The organism is Micromonospora sp. NPDC023956, from assembly GCF_040639195.1.
Classification (GTDB): domain Bacteria; phylum Actinomycetota; class Actinomycetes; order Mycobacteriales; family Micromonosporaceae; genus Micromonospora.
Genome location: NZ_JBEZZN010000004.1, coordinates 131534 through 149659 on the forward strand (window position 1 = coordinate 131534; position 18126 = coordinate 149659).

Annotated in this window: 17 protein-coding genes; 8 read left to right on the forward strand and 9 right to left on the reverse strand. The window is 73.1% G+C overall.

Translation table 11 applies throughout. The annotated features are described in order from the left end of the window. Nucleotide 1 precedes the first annotated feature (1 nt). The 4 genes from AB0F58_RS10185 to AB0F58_RS10200 form a co-directional block, all read right to left on the reverse strand. Nucleotides 2-241: an acyl carrier protein gene (locus AB0F58_RS10185; RefSeq protein ID WP_357140774.1), complete on the reverse strand. Its 240-nt coding sequence runs from the start codon at nt 239-241 to the stop codon at nt 2-4. 123 nt (nt 242-364) lie between these two features. Continuing rightward, complete coding sequence (locus AB0F58_RS10190; protein WP_357140776.1) at nt 365-1309, reverse strand: beta-ketoacyl-ACP synthase III; 945 nt, start codon at nt 1307-1309, stop codon at nt 365-367. Beyond that, nucleotides 1306-2481 (reverse strand): acyltransferase domain-containing protein, encoded by a 1176-nt coding sequence (locus tag AB0F58_RS10195; RefSeq protein WP_357140778.1) that lies wholly within the window; start codon nt 2479-2481, stop codon nt 1306-1308. Before AB0F58_RS10195 ends, AB0F58_RS10190 begins: the two co-directional genes overlap by 4 nt. A 106-nt stretch (nt 2482-2587) precedes the next feature. Next, a complete protein-coding gene (locus AB0F58_RS10200; protein WP_357141796.1) occupies nt 2588-3886 on the reverse strand; it encodes a helix-turn-helix domain-containing protein in 1299 nt (432 codons plus the stop codon). Here AB0F58_RS10200 and AB0F58_RS10205 point away from each other — a divergent pair. Both AB0F58_RS10205 and AB0F58_RS10210 read left to right on the forward strand, forming a co-directional pair. Further along, nucleotides 3882-4514, forward strand: coding sequence for a phosphatase PAP2 family protein (locus AB0F58_RS10205; protein WP_357140780.1), 633 nt, complete (start codon nt 3882-3884; stop codon nt 4512-4514). The genes AB0F58_RS10200 and AB0F58_RS10205 overlap by 5 nt on opposite strands. Before the next feature lie 227 nt (nt 4515-4741). Further along, on the forward strand, nt 4742-5068 hold the full coding sequence (locus tag AB0F58_RS10210; protein WP_357140783.1) for a hypothetical protein: 327 nt from the start codon (nt 4742-4744) through the stop codon (nt 5066-5068). Between the two features lie 159 nt (nt 5069-5227). Here the strand turns inward: AB0F58_RS10210 and AB0F58_RS10215 are convergent, their stop codons facing one another. Continuing rightward, entirely contained in the window at nt 5228-5806 is a 579-nt protein-coding gene (locus AB0F58_RS10215) for a hypothetical protein (RefSeq protein WP_357141799.1), read from the reverse strand. A 285-nt stretch (nt 5807-6091) separates the two neighbouring features. On the opposite strand from AB0F58_RS10215, the gene AB0F58_RS10220 reads away from it, so the two are divergent. Then, nucleotides 6092-6697 carry a copper resistance CopC family protein gene (locus AB0F58_RS10220; protein WP_357140786.1) on the forward strand — a complete coding sequence of 202 codons (606 nt, stop codon included), beginning with the start codon at nt 6092-6094 and terminating at the stop codon, nt 6695-6697. A gap of 169 nt (nt 6698-6866) precedes the next feature. Here the strand turns inward: AB0F58_RS10220 and gltX are convergent, their stop codons facing one another. The 3 genes from gltX to AB0F58_RS10235 all read right to left on the reverse strand — a co-directional run bounded on the left by gltX (nt 6867) and on the right by AB0F58_RS10235 (nt 11055). Continuing rightward, nucleotides 6867-8276 (reverse strand): glutamate--tRNA ligase, encoded by a 1410-nt coding sequence (gene gltX, locus AB0F58_RS10225; protein ID WP_357140789.1) that lies wholly within the window; start codon nt 8274-8276, stop codon nt 6867-6869. A gap of 129 nt (nt 8277-8405) precedes the next feature. Further along, a complete protein-coding gene (locus AB0F58_RS10230; protein WP_357140792.1) occupies nt 8406-9677 on the reverse strand; it encodes an MFS transporter in 1272 nt (423 codons plus the stop codon). 34 nt (nt 9678-9711) lie between these two features. Beyond that, nucleotides 9712-11055, reverse strand: a complete 1344-nt coding sequence (locus AB0F58_RS10235; protein WP_357140795.1) for a GH1 family beta-glucosidase — start codon at nt 11053-11055, stop codon at nt 9712-9714. Between the two features lie 180 nt (nt 11056-11235). Here AB0F58_RS10235 and AB0F58_RS10240 point away from each other — a divergent pair, with 180 nt between their 5' ends. Continuing rightward, nucleotides 11236-11682: an SRPBCC domain-containing protein gene (locus tag AB0F58_RS10240; protein WP_091459609.1), complete on the forward strand. Its 447-nt coding sequence runs from the start codon at nt 11236-11238 to the stop codon at nt 11680-11682. 163 nt (nt 11683-11845) lie between these two features. Here AB0F58_RS10240 and aceE read toward each other — a convergent pair whose 3' ends face one another. After that, nucleotides 11846-14596 (reverse strand): pyruvate dehydrogenase (acetyl-transferring), homodimeric type, encoded by a 2751-nt coding sequence (gene aceE / locus AB0F58_RS10245; RefSeq protein ID WP_357140799.1) that lies wholly within the window; start codon nt 14594-14596, stop codon nt 11846-11848. Nucleotides 14597-14854: 258 nt separating this feature from the next. Between aceE and AB0F58_RS10250 the strand changes: the two genes are divergently transcribed. From AB0F58_RS10250 to AB0F58_RS10265, 4 genes are all read left to right on the forward strand, one after another. Next, a complete protein-coding gene (locus tag AB0F58_RS10250) occupies nt 14855-15268 on the forward strand; it encodes a hypothetical protein (protein ID WP_357140802.1) in 414 nt (137 codons plus the stop codon). 90 nt (nt 15269-15358) lie between these two features. Further along, nucleotides 15359-15763 (forward strand): YjbQ family protein, encoded by a 405-nt coding sequence (locus tag AB0F58_RS10255; RefSeq protein WP_357140805.1) that lies wholly within the window; start codon nt 15359-15361, stop codon nt 15761-15763. Nucleotides 15764-15811: 48 nt separating this feature from the next. Next, nucleotides 15812-17482 (forward strand): DUF4139 domain-containing protein, encoded by a 1671-nt coding sequence (locus tag AB0F58_RS10260; RefSeq protein ID WP_357140808.1) that lies wholly within the window; start codon nt 15812-15814, stop codon nt 17480-17482. 110 nt (nt 17483-17592) lie between these two features. Continuing rightward, complete coding sequence (locus AB0F58_RS10265; protein WP_357140811.1) at nt 17593-18072, forward strand: MarR family winged helix-turn-helix transcriptional regulator; 480 nt, start codon at nt 17593-17595, stop codon at nt 18070-18072. The last annotated feature ends 54 nt before the right edge of the window (nt 18073-18126 follow it).

Genomic DNA, 18126 nt, shown 5'->3' on the forward strand with positions numbered 1-18126 from the left:
GTCAGGACTGCGCCTCGATGTAGCTGACGGCGTCGCCGACGGTCTTCAGGTTCTGCACCTCGTTGTCGGGGATCTTGACGCCGAACTTCTCCTCCGCCGCCACCACGACCTCGACCATGGAGAGCGAGTCGACGTCGAGGTCGTCGGTGAACGACTTCTCCTCGGCCACCTCGTCCGGGTTCACCCCGGCAACCTCTTCGAGGATCTCGGCGAGGCCGGTGGTGATCTCGTCACGGGTCATTGCGTTGTGCTTCCTCTCCATATGGGTTATCCGCACCCGGCCACGGTACGGCCGGGCGGGAACGGCGCGGTCGTACCGCAGCCGGATATCTGGGGCAGCAGCGCGGGCGGGCCCGCACCGACATCAGGGGCAGCGGACGACCTGACCGGCGTAGGTCAGGCCACCGCCGAAACCGAACAGCAGCACCGGGGCGCCCGAGGGCACCTCACGCCGTTCGACCAGCTTGGACAGGGCCAGCGGCACGCTCGCCGCCGAGGTGTTGCCGGACTCGACGATGTCCTTGGCGACGACGGCGTTCGGGATGCCCAGCCGTCGGGCGATGCCGTCGATGATCCGGGTGTTGGCCTGGTGCGGCACGAACGCGGCCAGCTCCTCCGGGCGTACGCCGGCCCGCTCGCAGGCCTGGAGCGCCAGCGGGGCCAGTTCGGTGGTGGCCCAGCGGAAGACCGCCTGGCCCTCCTGCGCGACGTACGGCCGCCAGCCCTCGATCCGGACCGCGTCGCCCTTCTCCGGGACCGAGCCCCACACCACCGGGCCGACCCCGGCCGGCTCGCCCTCGGCGGTGGCGGTGACCACTGCCGCGCCCGCCCCGTCGGCGAAGATGATGCAGGTGGAGCGGTCCGTCCAGTCGATGAAGTCGGAGAGCTTCTCGGCGCCGATGACCAACGCGTTGCGCGAGGCGCCGGCCCGGATGGCGTGGTCGACGGTGCCCAGCGCGTACGCGAAGCCCGAGCAGGCGGTGTTCAGGTCGAACGCGCCCGGTGCGTTGATGCCCAGCCGGGCGGCGACCCGGCATGCGACGTTCGGGCTGCGGTCGATCGACGTGCAGGTGGCCACCACGACGAGATCGATGTCGGCGGCGGTGAGCCCGGAGTTCGCCAGCGCCTTGTCGGCGGCGGCGGAGGCCATGTCGGCCACTGTCTCGCCGTCGGCGATCCGCCGGCTGGCGATGCCCACCCGGTCCCGGATCCACTCGTCGTTTGTCTCCACGAGCTGGGCGATCTCGTCGTTGGTCACCACCCGCGAGGGCTGGTAGTGGCCGAGGGAAAGGATCCGGCTTCCGCTCACGGTTGGAGTCCTCCGATACGGACGAGCGGCTGGCCCGGGGCGACCGGGTCGTCGTGGTGGGCGAGCCACTCGGTGAGCAGCCCACCGGCGTGCGTGGTCACCTCGACCGCCCCCTGGCGGGTCGAGAGGCGTCCGATGACCTGGCCGGCGTCGACGGTCCCGCCCTCGGCGAGGCCCTCGGCCGGTGCGAAGGTACCCGCCACGGACGCGACCACCACGCGGAACCGGGTGGTCGGTTCGTGCCGGGGTGCCGTGCCGTGCCGTGCGATCAGGCTGCGGGCGGCCGGCAGGTCGTCCGGGGTGTTCAGGGTGACGATCTCCGGCAGGGCGTCGGAGCCCTTGTACTCCCGCTTGATGAGGTTGTGCAGGGTGCCGGCCGGCGGCAGTTCGATCACCCCGGTCACCCCGAGGTCCACCAGGGTCGCCATGCAGAGGTCCCAGCGGACGGGGGCGGTGACCTGGCGGACGAGGCGCTGCACCATCTCCCGGCCGTGCGACACGGCGCTGCCGTCGAGGTTGGACAGCAGGACCCGGGCCGGGTTCCGGACGGTGATCCCGGCGGCGACGGCGGCGAGCGCGGCCTCGGCCGGGCCCATGTACGGGGTGTGGAACGCCCCGGCCACCTTGAGCCGCATGATCCGGGCCTTGGCCGGCGGCTCGGCGGCGAGTTTCTCGATCCCCTCGGTCGCCCCGGCGGCCACCACCTGCCCGGTGGCGTTGCGGTTGGCCGGGTGCAGGCCGTGCTGCTCGACGGCGGCGAGCACCTCGTCGGCGTCGCCGCCGAGTACCGCCGCCATGCCGGTCGACTCCAGTGCGCAGGCCGCCGCCATCTCCCGGCCGCGCACACCCGCCAGGGCGATCGCGGCCTCGGCGGGAAACACCCCGGCCAGCGCCGCCGCGCCGAGTTCGCCCACGCTGTGACCGGCGGTGAGTCCGACGTCGTGCATCGGCAGGTGCTCGGCAGCGAGCAGCGACGCCGCGACCAGCAGCGGCTGGGTGCGGGCGGTGTCCTTGATCTCGTCCGCGTCGGCGGCGGTGCCGAGGTGGACGAGATCGACACCGGCCAGCGCGGACCACCAACGCAACCGCGCCTCGGTGCCGTCGAGGTCGAGCCACGGGGTCAGGAAGCCGGGCTTCTGAGAACCCTGGCCGGGAGAGAGTACGGCGAGCACGTCTATGACTCTGTCTGAATCTTGGCGGCCGTGCGTTGTCGGCAGGCACCAAACCGCACTAGAACCTTTGGAGGGATCCTACAAAAACACCGGTTTCGGTACCCGGTCAGCGCGCCTCGGCCCGTCCGCCACCCGGCGGTGTGGGGAGCACCGGGGTGACCGGGTCCAGCCGGCCGACGGTCAGCGCCACCTGGAGGGCGAACGCGTCCCTCGGTATCAACGGGGACAAACCAGTCACCTCGGCGATCCGGCGCAGCCGGTACCGCACCGTGTTCGGGTGGACGAAGAGAGCCCGAGCCGTGCTCTCCAGCACGCCGCCCGAGGCGAAGAACGCGTCCAGGGTCTCCAGCAACTCGCCCCCGGAGCGGACCAGGGTGGCGTAGTAGTCCTGCCGTAACCGTCGGCGGGCCTCGGCGTCCCCCGCCAACGCCCGCTCGGGCAGCAGCGCGGCGGCCTCGACCGGGCGGGGCGCGGCCGGCCAGGCCGGAGCCGCCCGGTACCCGGCCAGCGCCGACCGTGCCGACTCGGTCGCCTCGTCCAGGCTCGGTACGGCGGGACCCACCACCACCGGGCCGTCGCCGAACGCCGGCAGCAGCTTGTCGGTGGCGGCCAGCGGGTCGGCCGCGCCGCCGAGCACCACCACCAGCCGGTCGCCGTGCACCCCGCCGATCACCCCGACCCGGATCCGCCGGGCCAGCCGGTAGACGGTGTGCAGCACGGCCGCCACCTCGCCGCCCGGCGAACGGCCCACCGCCACCGCCACCGGGGGCGCGTCCGCCCAGCCCAGCGCGGCGGCCCGGCTGGCCAGCACGTCCGAGGAGTCACCGCGCAGCAGCGCGTCCACCAGCAGGGCCTGGAGCCGGGCGTCCCAGTTGCCGCGTACCTCCGCGGCCCGCGCGTACGCCCGCGCCGAGGCGAAGGCGATCTCCCGGGAGAAGCGCAGCACCACCTCCCGCAACTGCTGCTCCTCGCCGTCGGCGGCCAGGTGCGGGACCTGCTCCTCCACCACGTCGATGGTCACCTTGATCAGCGCGACGGTCTGCTGGAGGCTGATCGACCGGGCGAGGGCCTGCGGGGCGATGGCGAAGACCTCGTCGGAGACCTCCTGGGTGCTGTCCGCCCGGCCCCCGCCGTCGCGCAGCCACTGCACCAGCGAGCGGACGCCGGCCTGGGCGACCAGCGTCACCCAGGACCGCTGGTCGGCCGGGAGTGCCCGGAACCAGGGCAGGGTCTCGTCCATCCGGGCCACGCTCGCCGTGGCCAGAGCGCCCGCCGCGCGTTCGATCCGGCGCAGCGTGGCGGGCAGTTGCGTACCCCCCGGCTCGGTCCCCACCGCCCTAGCCTGACACGCGCCCCGTCGGGCACCGCGCCCGAACCCCCGCCGCGTGCCATCATGGGCGATGATCGCGCGCCCGCCGCTGCTCCTGCCGCTGCTCGCCCTCACCGCTCTGCTCGTACTGGCGGTCCCGGTCCTCACCGACTGGGCGCCGCTGGACCGCGCCGACCGCGCGCTCAGCGAGGCCTTCCGGGGGTACGGCGACCACCGGCCGGGACTCGTCTCCGCCCTGCGGATCCTCACCGACGTGGCCGCCACCGTCCCGTTCCTGGTCGCCGGGGCGGTCGCCGCGCTCGCCCTGCTCGTCCGGGGCCGGCGCGCGGCGGCGGCGTTCTGCGCCGTCGTCACCGTTGCCGTGCCGGTGCTCTGGGGGCTGGCCCACTGGCTGCTGCACAATCCCCGCCCGCTGGACGGCTTCGTCACCGTCACCAGCAACGGTTTCCCGAGCGGGCACACCAGCAACGCCGCCGCCGCCGCGCTGGTGGTCGTGCTGCTCGCCTGGCCCCGGCTGGCCCGTACCGGGCGGCTCGTGGTGGTGACGGCGGCCACGGCGTTCGCGGTGTTCGTCGGCCTGACCCGGGTGGCGCTGCTGGCACACTGGCCCACGGACGTGCTCGGCGGCTGGCTGCTGGCGCTGACCGTCGTACCGCTCGCGGCGTACGCGGTCCGGGAGCGGGCGCCCGCCCGGTCCGACTGACCGCCCCACCCGGCCGGCTGCGGCCCCGCCTCGCCGGGGCGCCGGCCCCGGTCACTCGTCGACGGACATTACGCATGCGACGTACCGCCGGACGCGTCCGGCCAGTACGGTGACAGGGCACGGTGCGGCGCGTGGAACTTCCACGAACGTGATCGCGCGGCCCGCCGCCGGGGCACGATCCGGCGACGGGGCGGACAGGGCCCAGGGCGAGCGTGAGGAGACCGGAGATGCCGCACGGGGAGGCCGAGCACGGCTGCGCCCAGGGCGACGCCTGCCGGCCGGGTCACCAGGACCAGCAGGCGCCCGGCAAGCACCACAACCTCCGTCGGTCGCCGGTGGGTACGCCGCAGGTGGCCGAGCCCGTCGTCCGGCCCGCCGAGGAGGATCCCCCGGTGCCCCGTCAGCGGGGTGGCGACTGCGTCGATCCGGAGCCGGTGCGGGCGGCGTCCTGCCGCAGCGACCTGCCGGGCTGGGCCGGCGCACACCGGCACGGGCCGGTTCGGCCGAGCCAGCGGGCCACCCGACGGGAGCGCCCACCGCGCCGCTGGTGCTGACCGCCGCACCACGACACGGAACCGCTCACCCCGCTGACGCCCGCCCGGCTCGGGCCCCGGGGATCGGTGGCCGCCGATCCACGCCCGACGACCGGTGACGACGCGACGCCGGGTGGCCCCGAAGGGACCACCCGGCGTGCGACGCGTGCGGCGCGGCGGTCAGCGGGTGCGGCGCCGGATCAGCAACGCGATGCCGGCCAGCCCGACCGTGATGACGATCACCACGCCCGCGTTCAACAGCAGCAGCCGCTGCAACTCGCTGAGTGCCTGGTCGATGTCCCGGCCGGGGTCGAGGGACTCGTCGGGGAGCATCCGCTCGCCACCGCCGACCCCACCGCTGACCGCCTCGACCTGCCGGGGCAGGGGCACCCCGGCCGTCCGCAGGGTCTCGGACATGTTGAGCCGGCCGAGGAACCAGGCCGCGTTGGTCTTGGCCGCGGTCGGCTGCTTGGCCGGACGGAAGGCCCTCGGTCCCCCCTTGGCCAGCGGGTAGAGGTCGAAGGTCTGCTTCGGCTGGTCGCCGGCGAGCACCACGACCGTGTACTTCGGACCGAGGTCGGCCGCCTTGGGGCCCGAGGGCGCGCCGATGCCGAACCAGTTGACCTGGTCGATGACCGCGGTGACGTGGGCCGCAGCGGTGTCCGTCCGCAACCGCAACGGTTCGGCCAGCCCTTCGCCGCTGATGTCCACTCCGGGCGGCGCGGGCTTGGGCGCGGCGTGCGCCCCTCCGGCCGACATCACCGCCACCAGGACCGCCCCGACCGCCGCGACGAGTAGCCGCCTCACCCTCCGGACCACTGCCGCCTCCTCGCCCCGTTTCGATGGATGGCCTTGCTGCTGGTCACGCGCTGACTGGAGAAGGCACGAGCACGCCGGGTACGGCCGGACGTACTTATCACAGACTCCGCCGGCCGTCGTTCGGTTGCAGCTTCCAGGACAGTATTTTGAACTATCTGCGATGCAAGCCCGACCAATGACAAGACGTGTGATCGGTGGGCGGATCGTACCTTTACGGAGGGGTGCATGGGGGGCAGGGTCCTACGGCTGGCGGGTTGGCTGGTCATGATCGGCATGGCACTCGGCGTGTCGCTGTGGTCGGCGGCGCCGGCCGCCGCGCACAACTCGCTGACCGGCAGCGATCCCGCTGACGGCGCACGGTTGGCGCAGGCTCCGACCCGGATCGAGCTGCGTTTTCTCGCCCGACTCGATCCGAAGACGACGAAGATCACAGTAACCGGACCGGACAACGTGCCGGCGTCCCGGGGTGCCCCGACGGTGAACGGCTCCCGGGTGCGGGTGGCCTTCGTACCGGGCGCGGCCGGGCTGTACATCGTCGACTACCAGGTCCGGTCGTCGGACGGCCATCCGGTGAGCGGCGAGATCCGGTTCACCCTGACCGTCGGGACCCCGGCCGACCCGTCGCCGTCGCCCACGGTGACCGCCGCGTCGCCCACCCCGGCCCCGGTCGATCCCGTGCCGTCGACTGCCGCTGCCTCCGCCGCACCGGCTGCCGACACCGACGACGGCGGCGCACCCGCCTGGCTCTGGGGGGTCGGCGGGATCGTCGTGCTCGCCGCGCTCGCCGCCGGGCTGCTGCTGCTCCGCCGCCGCCCCCGGTCGGGCGGCTGACCGCAGGTCCCGCCGACCAGCACGTCGCCCGGCCACCGGATCGTGGACAGTCACCGTTCCCTGCGGACGGCAACTGTCCACGATCCGGCGTCGGTGCCGTCGGTGGGCGGGCGAGGGCGGATCCGCCGATGCGTTGTGGTGGTGGGGGCGGCGTGCGTCGACCGTACGGTCAGGGAAGCCGGACCCGGGCGGCACGCAGCCGGGTCAGGGTGCGCTCGCGGCCGAGCACCTCCATCGACTCGAACAGCGGCAGGCCGACGCTCCGGCCGGTCACCGCGACCCGGACCGGAGCCTGCGCCTTGCCGAGCTTGAGCCCGCGCTCCGCGCCGACCGCCTCCAGGGCCGACTTGAGTCGTTCCGCGTCCCACGTCTCCAGCGCCTCGAAGGCGGCGACCGCGGCGTCCAGCAGGTCGCCCGCCCCCTCCTTCATCGCCTTCGCCCAGGCCGCCTCGTCGACCAGCGGCGAGGCGAGGAAGAGGAAGTCCACGTTCGGCACGATCTCGCTGAGCACCGCGATCCGGGTCTGGGCCAGCGGGGCGACCGCCGCGAAGGCGTCCGCGTCGAACTCCTCCGGCTGCCACGGCGGCGGCGGGATCGTCGCCGTGCCGGTCAGCCACGGCTGGCAGGCGGCGACGAAATCCTCCACCGGCAGCGCCCGGATGTACTCCCCGTTGAACGCGCGCAGCTTCTTCTCGTCGAAGAAGGCGGGGGAGGGGTTCACCTCCTCCAGCCGGAACTCCTCCTCGATCACCGACCACGGGACGATCTCCCGGTCGCCGGAGGGAGCCCAACCGAGCAGCATCAGGTAGTTGCGCATCGCGTCGGCGAGGTAACCCTCGTCCCGGTACGCCTCCAGGGCGACCTTGTCGCGGCGCTTGGAGAGCTTCTGCCGCTTCTCGTTCACCACCACCGGGACGTGTGCCCAGACCGGCGGCTGCACGCCGAGCGCGTCCCAGAGCAGCTGCTGCTTGGGGGTGTTCGGCAGGTGCTCCTCGGCGCGGATCACGTGGGTGATCCCCATGGTCATGTCGTCGACCACGTTGGCCAGCAGGAACACCGGCGAGCCGTCGCCCCGGGCGATGACGAAGTCCTCGATCAGCTTGTTCTCGAAGGTCGGCTCACCCCGGATCAGGTCGACCACCACGGTCGTGCCCTCGTCGGGGGTGCGGAAGCGCAGCGCGCGCCCCTCGCCCGGCGCGAGCCCCCGGTCCCGGCAGAAGCCGTCGTAACCGGAGTACTGCGAGCCGCTGCGGGCCTGCACCGCCTCGCGGGCGCAGTCGCAGTAGTACGCCCGGCCCGACCCGTGCAGCCGTGCGGCGGCGGCCCGGTGCTCACCGGCGTTCTGCGACTGGAAGTACGGCCCCTCGTAGGAGCCCCGGGCGATGCCGATCCAGTCGAGCGCCGACAGGATGCCCTCGGTCCACTCCGGCTTGTTGCGGGCCGCGTCGGTGTCCTCGACGCGGAGCACGAACACGCCGCCCTGCTGCTTCGCGTAGATCCAGTTCTGCAGAGCCGACCGGGCACCGCCGACGTGGAACATCCCTGTCGGGGAAGGGGCAAAACGCACACGTACCGTCACGCCGTCCAGCGTACGGCTGCGGTGTCCCGGTGGTGGGAGGGGCCCCTCGGTGCCGCTTCCCGTCCTGGCGGAACTCCCGGCGCCCACGCGGCGGCGGAGCGGGCAGGACGGGAGGACGGCGGTGACCGGTCAGCGGACCGTGCGGATCTTCAGCACCAGGGCACTGCCGAGCAGGGTCACCAGGGCGGTCGCCGCGTACAGCGTCGGGTAGCCGCCGAGGTGCACCACGATCGGTGCGGAGACCGCCGGACCGAGCACCTGCGGTGCCGAGTTGGCGATGTTGATCACGCCGAGGTCCCGGGCCCGGTCGGTGGCGGCCGGGAGCACCTGCGTGATCAACGCGGCGTCCACCGACAGGTACACGCCGTAGCCCGCGCCGAGCAGCGGTGCGGCGACGACCGCGGTCGACCAGACCGGCGCGACGGCGAGCAACAGCGCTGCCACGCCCATCACCACCCCGGCGGCGATCACGAAGACCTTCCGTCGGCCGGAGCGGTCCGACAGCCAGCCGGCGACCACGGTGGTGACGGTCAGCCCGGCCGTGTAGAGCAGGATCAGCACCAGCAGCGCGCCGTCCGGATCGGGATGGCGCACCTCGTCGGTGAGGAAGTACAGCAGGTAGAGCGTGCCGAACGCGTTGCCGAGCTGGACCAGGAAGCGGGTGATCCAGGCCCAGCCGAAGTCGGGGTGCCGGCGCGGGTCGACGGCGGCCAGCAGGGCGCGCGGACGCAGCGCCGGGCGGTGCGCGCGGGGCAGCGGGTCGTCCGGGGTCAGCAGGGCGAAGGGGAGGGCGAGCAGCAGGACGACCGCCGCGATCGCCAGGTAGCCGGCGGCGTTGCCGGTGACCAGGACGGTCACCAGCAGCACCCCGAGCACCAGGCCGAGCGCCTGGGGGATCCCGATCCAGCCGGAGACCGCGCCGCGCTGGGCCACCGGCACCCGGTCCGGCACGGCGGCGGTGAGGCTGGCCAGCATCGCGTTGAAGCAGACCTGGGCGGCGACCCAGCCCACCGTCACGCCGAGGATGGTCTGCTGCCGGGCGAGCAGGACCAGGGCGAGGGCGCCGAGCAGTGCGCCACCGGCCGTCCAGACGTGCCGGCGGCCGAGGTACCGGCCGCCGAACCGGGCGACGGTACGGTCCGACAGCGCCCCGGCCAGCGGGTTGGCCAGCACCGCGGCCAGCGCCCCGACCCCGGTGACCAGGGCGAGCATGGTCTCCTTGCCGTCCGGGGCGATCCGTTCGACCTGCTGCGGCAGCAGCACCTGGATCGGGGTGAAGAAGGCCATCCAGACGCCGAGGTTGGCGGCCACGAGCAGGGCTATCCAGCCGCGCCGTACCGACACGGTGGGTTCGGCGAGCGCGGCCGGCAGCGAGCCCGGGGTCGGGTCGACGGTGCTCACCGTGGCCCGCCGTCGGGCGTCGGAGCCCGGGAACTCACGCCCCGCCCCCACGGCTGCGGGCGATCAGGTCCCGGTACCAGGCGTACGACGACTTGGGCGTGCGCGCCTGCGTGGCGGCGTCGACGTGCACCAGGCCGAACCGCTTGGTGAAGCCCTCCGCCCACTCCCAGTTGTCCAGCAGGGACCAGACGAAGTAGCCGCGCACGTCCACGCCCTCGTCGACGGCTGCCCGTACCGCGCGCAGGTGACCGTCCAGGTAGGTGATCCGGTCCGGGTCGTGGACCCGCCCGTCGGCGTCGGGCTCGTCGTCGTACGCGCAGCCGCTCTCGGTGACCTCGACCGGGGGCAGCGCGTCGCCGTACCGGTCGCGCAGGCCGACCAGCAGCTCCCGCAACCCTTCCGGCACCACCGGCCAGTCGAAGGCGGTGCGCGGGTACCCGTCCAGGTCGGCCAGCTCGAACGGCAGCGGCGAGCCCTCCTCCGGGGCACGGACGCCGGTCGGGTTGTAGTAGTTGACGCCGAGTACGTCGATCGGGGCGGCGATGGTGGCCAGGTCCCCGTCCCGAACCACCTCCGGCCCGGGGTCGAGGCCGGGTGGATAGCCGAGGCCGAGCACCGGATCGGTGAAGAGCCGGTTGTGCAGCGCGTCGTAGGCCGCCCCGGCGGCCCGGTCGGCGTCGCTGTCCCCGAGGACCCGAACCGGGGAGTAGTTGTTGGTCAGGGCCACCGGGCCGGTCGTCCGGGCGCGCAGGGCGGCGACGGCCAGCCCGTGCCCGAGGAGCTGGTGGTGGGCGACCGGTACGGCGTCGAACAGGAGTTGCCGGCCGGGGGCGTGGGTGCCCAGGCCGTAGCCGAAGCTCATGTGCACGAACGGTTCGTTGAGCGTGATCCACAGCCGGACCCGGTCGGCGAGGCGGGCGGCGACCAGATCGGCGTACTCGGCGAAGCGGTGGGCGGTGTCCCGGCACAGCCAGCCGCCGGTGTCCTCGAGGGACTGCGGCAGGTCCCAGTGGTAGAGGGTGGCGACCGGGTCGATACCCCGGGCCAGCAGCGCGTCCACCAGCCGGTCGTAGAAGTCCAGGCCGCGTGGCTCGGCCGGGCCGACCCCGGTCGGCTGGATCCGGGGCCAGGCGGCCGAGAACCGGTACGCGCGGACGCCGAGGCCGGCCAGCAGCGCGACGTCCTCGGCGTACCGGTGGTAGTGGTCGCAGGCGACGTCGCCGGTGCTGCCGTCGGCGATCCGGCCCGCCCGGTGCGCGAAGGTGTCCCAGACCGACGGGCCGCGGCCGTCGGTCCGGGCGGCCCCCTCGATCTGGTAGGCCGAGGTGGCCACTCCCCAGCGGAATCCGGCGGGGAACGGGGGCGTCGAGGTCGGCATGCACCCTCCACAGAAAGTGAAACGTATTCGGGACTCTAGATCCCGATCCGGCTATGCGCCATGACCGACCTTTCGTCAAGGGATTTCGGCGTGTCTTTTCGGAACCCGTCCGCATCTGTCCGTTTTGACGCATACAGTGCGGAATATCGTGGGATGTCCGCAGTGGGGGAAAAGATAGAAATGATCCTCGTGGAACGTAGTGCGCACGTGGCGGCGCCGGTGGAAGCGGTCTGGGACGTGGTGCAGCGGGCCGAACAGTTGCCGGCCTGGCTGGCCGGTGTACGGGCGGCCGAGGTGCTCTCGGGAGAGGGCTACGGTCGTCGGCAGCTGGTCCAGGCCGGGCGCGGTGCGGCGCACGAGGCCGAGGTGATCGCCTTCCAGGAACCCAACCTGATCGGTTGGCGGGAACGGGCCAAGGGGGCCGGTGCCCGGGCGGAGGCGCGCACCGAGATCTACGTCCAGCTGACCGCCGACGAGGAGGAGGGGGGCACGGTCGTCCGCCTCATCGTCGTCCGCTGGCCGGCCGGTCCGGTCAAGGCGGCTCTGCTCCGGCTCGGTCTGCGTCGGGTCGGCGCCGACCTGGAGGACTCGCTCGCCCGGCTGACCGACCTGGCCGCCGTCGGCTGAGCCGGGTCAGGTCCGGCGACGCCCGCGACGGCGGTGGCCCGACGTCCCCGCCAGGGACCCGGGCCACCGCCGTCTGTCCACCCGCCGAGTGGCCACGGGTGCCCACGGACCGGAAAGGGCCCGGCGCGGTCGTACCGCGCCGGGCCCTCGTCGGTCCGTCAGGTCAGGAGTCGCCGCCGGTCTCGCCGACCGGAGCGGCGTTGACGTCCTGGATCGCGTACTTGCGGGCCGCCTCGGCCGGCACCTCGGCCGGCACCACACCGCGCAGCGCGAGCTGCCGGAGCGTCGCGACGGCCACCGACTCGGCGTCGACGTGGAAGTGCCGACGCAACGCGTGCCGGGTGTCCGACATGCCGAACCCGTCCGTGCCCAGCGAGGTGTAGTCACCCGGCACCCAGCGGGAGATCAGGTCCGGTACCGCGCGCATCCAGTCGCTGACCGCGACCTTCGGCCCGTCGGCGTCGGCCAGCTTCTGCTGGATGTACGGCACCCGCTGCTCCGTGCCCGGGTTCAGCAGGTTGTGCTCCTCGCACTGCACCGCGTCGCGGCGCAGCTCCGTCCAGGAGGTCACCGACCAGACGTCGGCGGCCACCCCCCAGTCCTGGGCGAGCAGCTGCTGGGCCTTGAGAGCCCACTGCATGCCGGTGCCGGAAGCGAGGATCTGCGCCCGGGGCGCGTCACCGTGCGAGTTCACCGACGGGGCGGGGGAGTAGCGGTAGATCCCCCGCAGCAGCCCCTCGACGTCCACCTCGGCCGGCTCGGCCGGCTGGAGGATCGGCTCGTTGTAGATCGTCAGGTAGTAGAAGACGTTCTCCTGCGCCTCGCCGTACATCCGGTGCAGGCCGTTCTCCACGATGTGCGCGATCTCGAACGCGAACGCCGGGTCGTACGCGACCACCGCCGGGTTGGTGGCGGCGATCAGGTGCGAGTGGCCGTCCTCGTGCTGGAGACCCTCACCGTTGAGCGTGGTCCGGCCGGCGGTCGCGCCGAGCACGAAGCCCCGGGCCATCTGGTCGGCCGCCGCCCAGAACCCGTCGCCGGTGCGCTGGAAGCCGAACATCGAGTAGAAGATGTACAGCGGGATCATCGGCTCGCCGTGCGTGGCGTACGCGGAACCGGCCGCGGTGAACGAGGCCACCGAACCGGCCTCGTTGATCCCCTCGTGCAGGATCTGCCCGGTGGTCGACTCCTTGTACGACAGGAACAGCTCCCGGTCGACCGAGGTGTACTTCTGCCCGTGCGGGGAGTAGATCTTCTGCGTCGGGAAGAGGGAGTCCATCCCGAAGGTGCGCGCCTCGTCCGGGATGATCGGCACCCAGCGCTTGCCGAACTCCTTGTCCTTCATGATGTCCTTGAGCAGCCGGACGAAGGCCATCGTGGTGGCCACCTTCTGCTTGCCGGACCCGCGCTTGACGTCGGAGAACCGCTCGCTGCCGGGAATGGCCAGGGACTTCTGCTCCGTCCGCCGGGAGGGCAGGTAGCCGCCGAGCTGCTGACGCCGCTCGCGCAGGTACGCCATCTCCTCGGACGACTCGCCGGGGTGGTAGTACGGCGGGAGGTAGGGGTTGTCCTCCAGCGCCTTGTCCGGGATGTCCAGGTAGAGCCGGTCGCGGAAGGTCTTCAGGTCCTCCAGCGTCAGCTTCTTCATCTGGTGGGTGGCGTTGCGGCCCTCGAAGTGCGACCCGAGCGTCCAGCCCTTGATCGTCTTGGCCAGGATCACCGTCGGCTGCCCGGTGTGCTCCATCGCCGCCTTGTACGCCGCGTAGAGCTTGCGGTAGTCGTGCCCACCGCGCTTGAGGTTCCAGATCTCGTCGTCGCTGAGCTGCTCGACCATCTTGCGGGTGCGCTGGTCACGGCCGAAGAAGTGCTCCCGCACGTACGCCCCGGACTCCGCCTTGTAGGTCTGGTAGTCGCCGTCCGGGGTGGTGTTCATCAGGTTGACCAGCGCGCCGTCGGTGTCCGCGGCGAGCAGCGGGTCCCACTCCCGGCCCCAGACGACCTTGATCACGTTCCAGCCGGCGCCCCGGAAGAACGCCTCCAGCTCCTGCATGACCTTGCCGTTGCCCCGGACCGGGCCGTCCAGCCGCTGGAGATTGCAGTTGATCACGAAGGTGAGGTTGTCCAGCTCCTCGCGGGCGGCCACGCCGATCGCGCCGAGCGACTCGACCTCGTCCATCTCGCCGTCGCCGAGGAACGCCCAGACGTGCTGCTGGCTGGTGTCCTTGATGCCCCGGTGATGCAGGTAGCGGTTGAACCGGGCCTGGTAGATCGCGTTCAGCGGGCCGAGACCCATGGAGACCGTCGGGAACTCCCAGAAGTCCGGCATCAGCCGGGGGTGCGGGTACGACGGCAGGCCCCCGCCCGGGTGGGACAGCTCCTGCCGGAAGCCGTCCAGCTGGTCGTCGCTCAGCCGGCCCTCGAGGTACGCGCGCGCGTACATACCGGGGGAGGCGTGCCCCTGGTAGAAGATGTGGTCGCCGCCACCCGGGTGTTCCTTGCCCCGGAAGAAGTGGTTGAAGCCGACCTCGTAGAGCGAGGCGGAGCTGGCGAAGGTCGAGATGTGCCCGCCCACCCCGATCTCGGGACGCTGCGCCCGGTGCACCAGCATCGCCGCGTTCCACCGGATGTACGCCCGGATCCGCCGTTCGATGTGCTCGTCACCCGGGAACCACGGCTCGCGCTCCGGCGGAATGGTGTTGATGTAGTCGGTGGTGGTCAGCGACGGCACCCCCACCTGACGCTCCCGGGCCCGCTCCAGCAGGCGCAGCATCACGTAGCGCGCGCGCTTGGTTCCGCGCTCGTCGATGACCCCGTCGAGCGACTCGACCCATTCGCTGGTTTCTTCAGGGTCGATGTCCGGAAGCTGGCTCGGCAGACCGGCGGTGATCACCGGGCGCTTGCGTTCCGTGGCCACAGGCGTTCCCTCGGTTGTGTGTGGGATAGGTCTCTAGCGCCATCCTGCCCTCTGGTGGCACCCGTCGTCACGTCTGCCTCCCCCAGACGCGACGCTCAACACAGGTACCGACCAGTAACTTTCGAGCGGGTTGCGACCGGTGGTCCCACCCGGTCCGGAGCTGCGCTTTCCCGCCCCCGGTCGAGGCGCCGGTTCACCGTCCGTTTCCGGGGCGGCAACCATCGACCGGCGCTTGCCCGCGGCTCCTACCGTGACCGCATGACGATCCGACGCGCTCTGGCCGGTGCCCTCGTCCTGGTCGGCGTTCCCACCCTCGTGCTGGCGGTCCTCGGCATGCTCGGCGGTAACGGAGCCCTGGTGCCCATCGCCCTGCTCGGGCTGGGGCTGGCCGGGCTGGGTGTCCGGCTGGTGATCGACCCGCGCCCGGCCCGGCCCGGTGCCCGCCGGTCGCGGGGCGGGTACGTGGCTGCCGCCCACCACCCGTACCCCGCCCCCACCGGGGACGTCGGGTGGTACGGCCCGGCCGAGACCGGTGACCGTTCCGACAGCGGCCGGTCGGGCTACTCCGACAGCGGCTCGTCGAGCGGCGGCTGGTCCGGCGGCGACAGCGGCGGCTTCTCGGGCGGCGGCGACAGCGGTGGTGGCGGCGGTGGCGGTGGCGGCGGCGACTGACGCCACCGACCGGGGAATCGCGGTGGTGGCCGGTGCCGTACGACGCCGGCCCGCCTGCCCGCGTGCGCGGACTGCGGCAGAATGCGACGTATGCGTACCGAGGTGATCACCGTCCAGACCGGTTCCCGGCCCACGGTCCGGGACATCACCACCGAGGCCGGGCGGTTCGTCTCCGGTCAGGGCGACGGCCTGCTGCACGTCTTCGTGCCGCACGCGACCGCCGGTCTGGCCATCATCGAGACCGGCTCGGGATCCGACGACGACCTGCTCACCGCGCTCGACGAGCTGTTGCCCACCGACGACCGGTGGCGGCACCGGCACGGGTCGCCCGGCCACGGCCGGGACCACGTGCTCCCGGCCTTCGTCCCGCCGTACGCGACGGTGCCGGTGCTCGCCGGCCGGCTGGCCCTCGGCACCTGGCAGTCGATCTGCCTGGTCGACACCAACGGCGACAACCCCACCCGGAAGGTCCGCTTCTCCTTCCTCCCCGCCTGACCCTTCCCGGACCGGCCGGAGGTGCGGGACCGGACTACCCTCGCGCCGATGAAGGCAGAGAACATCGACGCACCCATCGTGGCGGTGACCGTCTACGCCGACCGGGCGCGGGTGACCCGGCGCGGCACGGTTCCCCTGGCCGCCGGTGAGCACCGGCTGCGGATCGGGCCGCTCCCGCTCGGCCTGCGCCGGGACTCGCTGCGGGTCGGAGGCCGGGGGCCGGCGACCGTGCTCGGTGTCGACCTGGTGACCCGGCACCAGGCGCGCAGCACCGACGAGCAGGCGCAGGACCTGGAACAGCGCCGCCGGGCGCTCACCGACGAACTGGCCGCGCTGGACGGCGCGGACGCCGTCGAGGCGCAGCGCGCGGAGTTCCTCACCCTGCTGTCCCAGCGCGCCGGCGGGACGTACGCACGGGCGCTGGCCAGCGGGGACGCGGCCCCGGCCGACGTCGCGGCCTTCGCCGACTCGGTCGCCGGGCAACTGGCCGCCGGGCACGAACGGCAGCGGGAGCTGGCGCGGCGGCGTACCGACGTGTCGGAGTCGCTCGCGGCCGTCGACCGGCACCTCAAGGAGGTACGCGCCAAGCGGGCCCCGGACCGCCTCTTCGCCGAGGTGACCGTCCTGGTCACCGACGAGGCCCCCGACGACGGCGCCACCACTCCCGCCACCCCCACCGCTCCCGGGTCCAGCGCCCCCACCGCTTCCGGGCCGGCCGTCGCCGACCTCGAGCTGGAGCTGACGTACGTGGTGGACGGGGCCCGCTGGCAGCCCTCGTACGACCTGCGGCTGGTCGACGAGGTCGTCACGCTCACCTGGTTCGGCCTGGTCAGTCAGGAGACCGGCGAGGACTGGCCGGAGTGCCGGCTCGAACTCTCCACCGCCCGGCCGGCGGTGACGGCCACCGTGCCCGAGTTGTCGCCCTGGTACCTGGATCGGGTCCGGCCGCTGCCCCCGCCGATGCCGATGTCGGCCCCGGCCGGCGGTGCGCTCCCGAAGCCGGCCCCCGCGGCCCGCTCGTTCGGCGCGGCGGAGTCCGGCCGCGCCGGTGCGCCCGCTCCCGCCCCGGTGCGGCAGAGCGTCGCCGAGGTGGAGCAGGGGATCGCGGCGGCGACGTACCGCCCGGCCCGGTCGGTCGCCGTCCCGGCCGACGGCTCCGCGCACCGGGCGACGGTCGCGGTGCTGGACCTGCCGGCGGCCCTGGACCACGTGACCGCGCCGGTCCGCGAGCCGGTCGCCCACCTGCGGGCCACCGTGCGCAACACCTCCACGCACACCCTCCTGCCCGGCCCGGCGGCGATCTTCCACGGCGCCGACTTCGTCGGCAGCACCCGGTTGCGGGCCTGGGCGCCGGGAGAGGAGACCGAGTTGGCGCTCGGCGTGGACGACCGGGTGCGGGTGGAACGGACGTTGACCCGGCGCAGCGACACCCGGGCCACCCTGGGCTCGACCCGGCGGCGGGACGTGGAGTACGCGGTCACCGTCGCCAACCACACCCCGCGCGTGGCGACGGTGACCGTGCGGGACCAGCTCCCGGTCTCCCGGGACGAGGGCGTGGTGGTCCGCGAGACGCGGCTCGACCCGGCCCCGGACGAGCGTACGGAGTTGGGTGAGCTGACCTGGCGGCTGCGGCTCGCGCCGGGCGGCACCGGCGAGGTGAGCCTGGGCTTCCGGGTGGAGCTGGCCAAGGGCGTCGACCTCGCCGGCTGGCGCGACTGACCGTCGCCGTTCGTACTGGCCGGGGCTCCGGAAGGGCGACCGGGCCCCGGCCTCGTACGGCATCGGCTGAGAACGATGCCGATGGATGATCAGACCGTAGGATGTCAGACATGACTCAGGGCACCGTGACCTCCGCCACTCCTGGCTTGGGCGACCGCGCGGGGCTCGCCGGGGACACGGTGCGCCGGATCATGCACCTCGCCGCCGCGATCCGGCACTGCCAGGACGTCGAGATCGCGGAACTGGGCCTCACCCCGGCGGTCGCCCGCGCACTGCACGAACTCGACCCCGACCACCCCGTACCCGCCCGGGACCTTGCCGAGCAACTGCGCTGCGACCGCTCCAACGTGACCGCCCTGGTCGACAAGCTGGAACGGGCCGGACTGGTCGAACGCCGGGTCGACCGCGCCGACCGGCGGCTCAAGACCCTGGTGGTGACCGAGGCGGGCCGGCAGGTACGCGCCCGCGTGCACCAGGTGCTGTCGGACTCCCGGCTGCTCACCGCCCTCGGTACCGACGAACTGGCCGCGCTGCGGCAGCTCGTCCAGAAGGTCTCCGGCGGCTGCGCCCCGGCGGACTGCCTGGACTGATCCCCACAAAACGGATCAACCGGGCGGGGGTCGCAGGGCGGCGGGCGGCGTCGG

Excerpts from the sequence above, each read along its gene's own strand:
- AB0F58_RS10185 (WP_357140774.1), bottom strand. The coding sequence starts at position 241 with ATGACCCGTGACGAGATCACCACCGGCCTCGCCGAGATCCTCGAAGAG.
- AB0F58_RS10205 (WP_357140780.1), top strand. The coding sequence starts at position 3,882 with ATGATCGCGCGCCCGCCGCTGCTCCTGCCGCTGCTCGCCCTCACCGCT.
- AB0F58_RS10210 (WP_357140783.1), top strand. The coding sequence starts at position 4,742 with ATGCCGCACGGGGAGGCCGAGCACGGCTGCGCCCAGGGCGACGCCTGC.
- AB0F58_RS10215 (WP_357141799.1), bottom strand. The coding sequence starts at position 5,806 with ATGTCGGCCGGAGGGGCGCACGCCGCGCCCAAGCCCGCGCCGCCCGGA.
- AB0F58_RS10220 (WP_357140786.1), top strand. The coding sequence starts at position 6,092 with ATGGGGGGCAGGGTCCTACGGCTGGCGGGTTGGCTGGTCATGATCGGC.
- AB0F58_RS10235 (WP_357140795.1), bottom strand. The coding sequence starts at position 11,055 with ATGCCGACCTCGACGCCCCCGTTCCCCGCCGGATTCCGCTGGGGAGTG.
- AB0F58_RS10240 (WP_091459609.1), top strand. The coding sequence starts at position 11,236 with ATGATCCTCGTGGAACGTAGTGCGCACGTGGCGGCGCCGGTGGAAGCG.
- AB0F58_RS10250 (WP_357140802.1), top strand. The coding sequence starts at position 14,855 with ATGACGATCCGACGCGCTCTGGCCGGTGCCCTCGTCCTGGTCGGCGTT.
- AB0F58_RS10255 (WP_357140805.1), top strand. The coding sequence starts at position 15,359 with ATGCGTACCGAGGTGATCACCGTCCAGACCGGTTCCCGGCCCACGGTC.
- AB0F58_RS10260 (WP_357140808.1), top strand. The coding sequence starts at position 15,812 with ATGAAGGCAGAGAACATCGACGCACCCATCGTGGCGGTGACCGTCTAC.
- AB0F58_RS10265 (WP_357140811.1), top strand. The coding sequence starts at position 17,593 with ATGACTCAGGGCACCGTGACCTCCGCCACTCCTGGCTTGGGCGACCGC.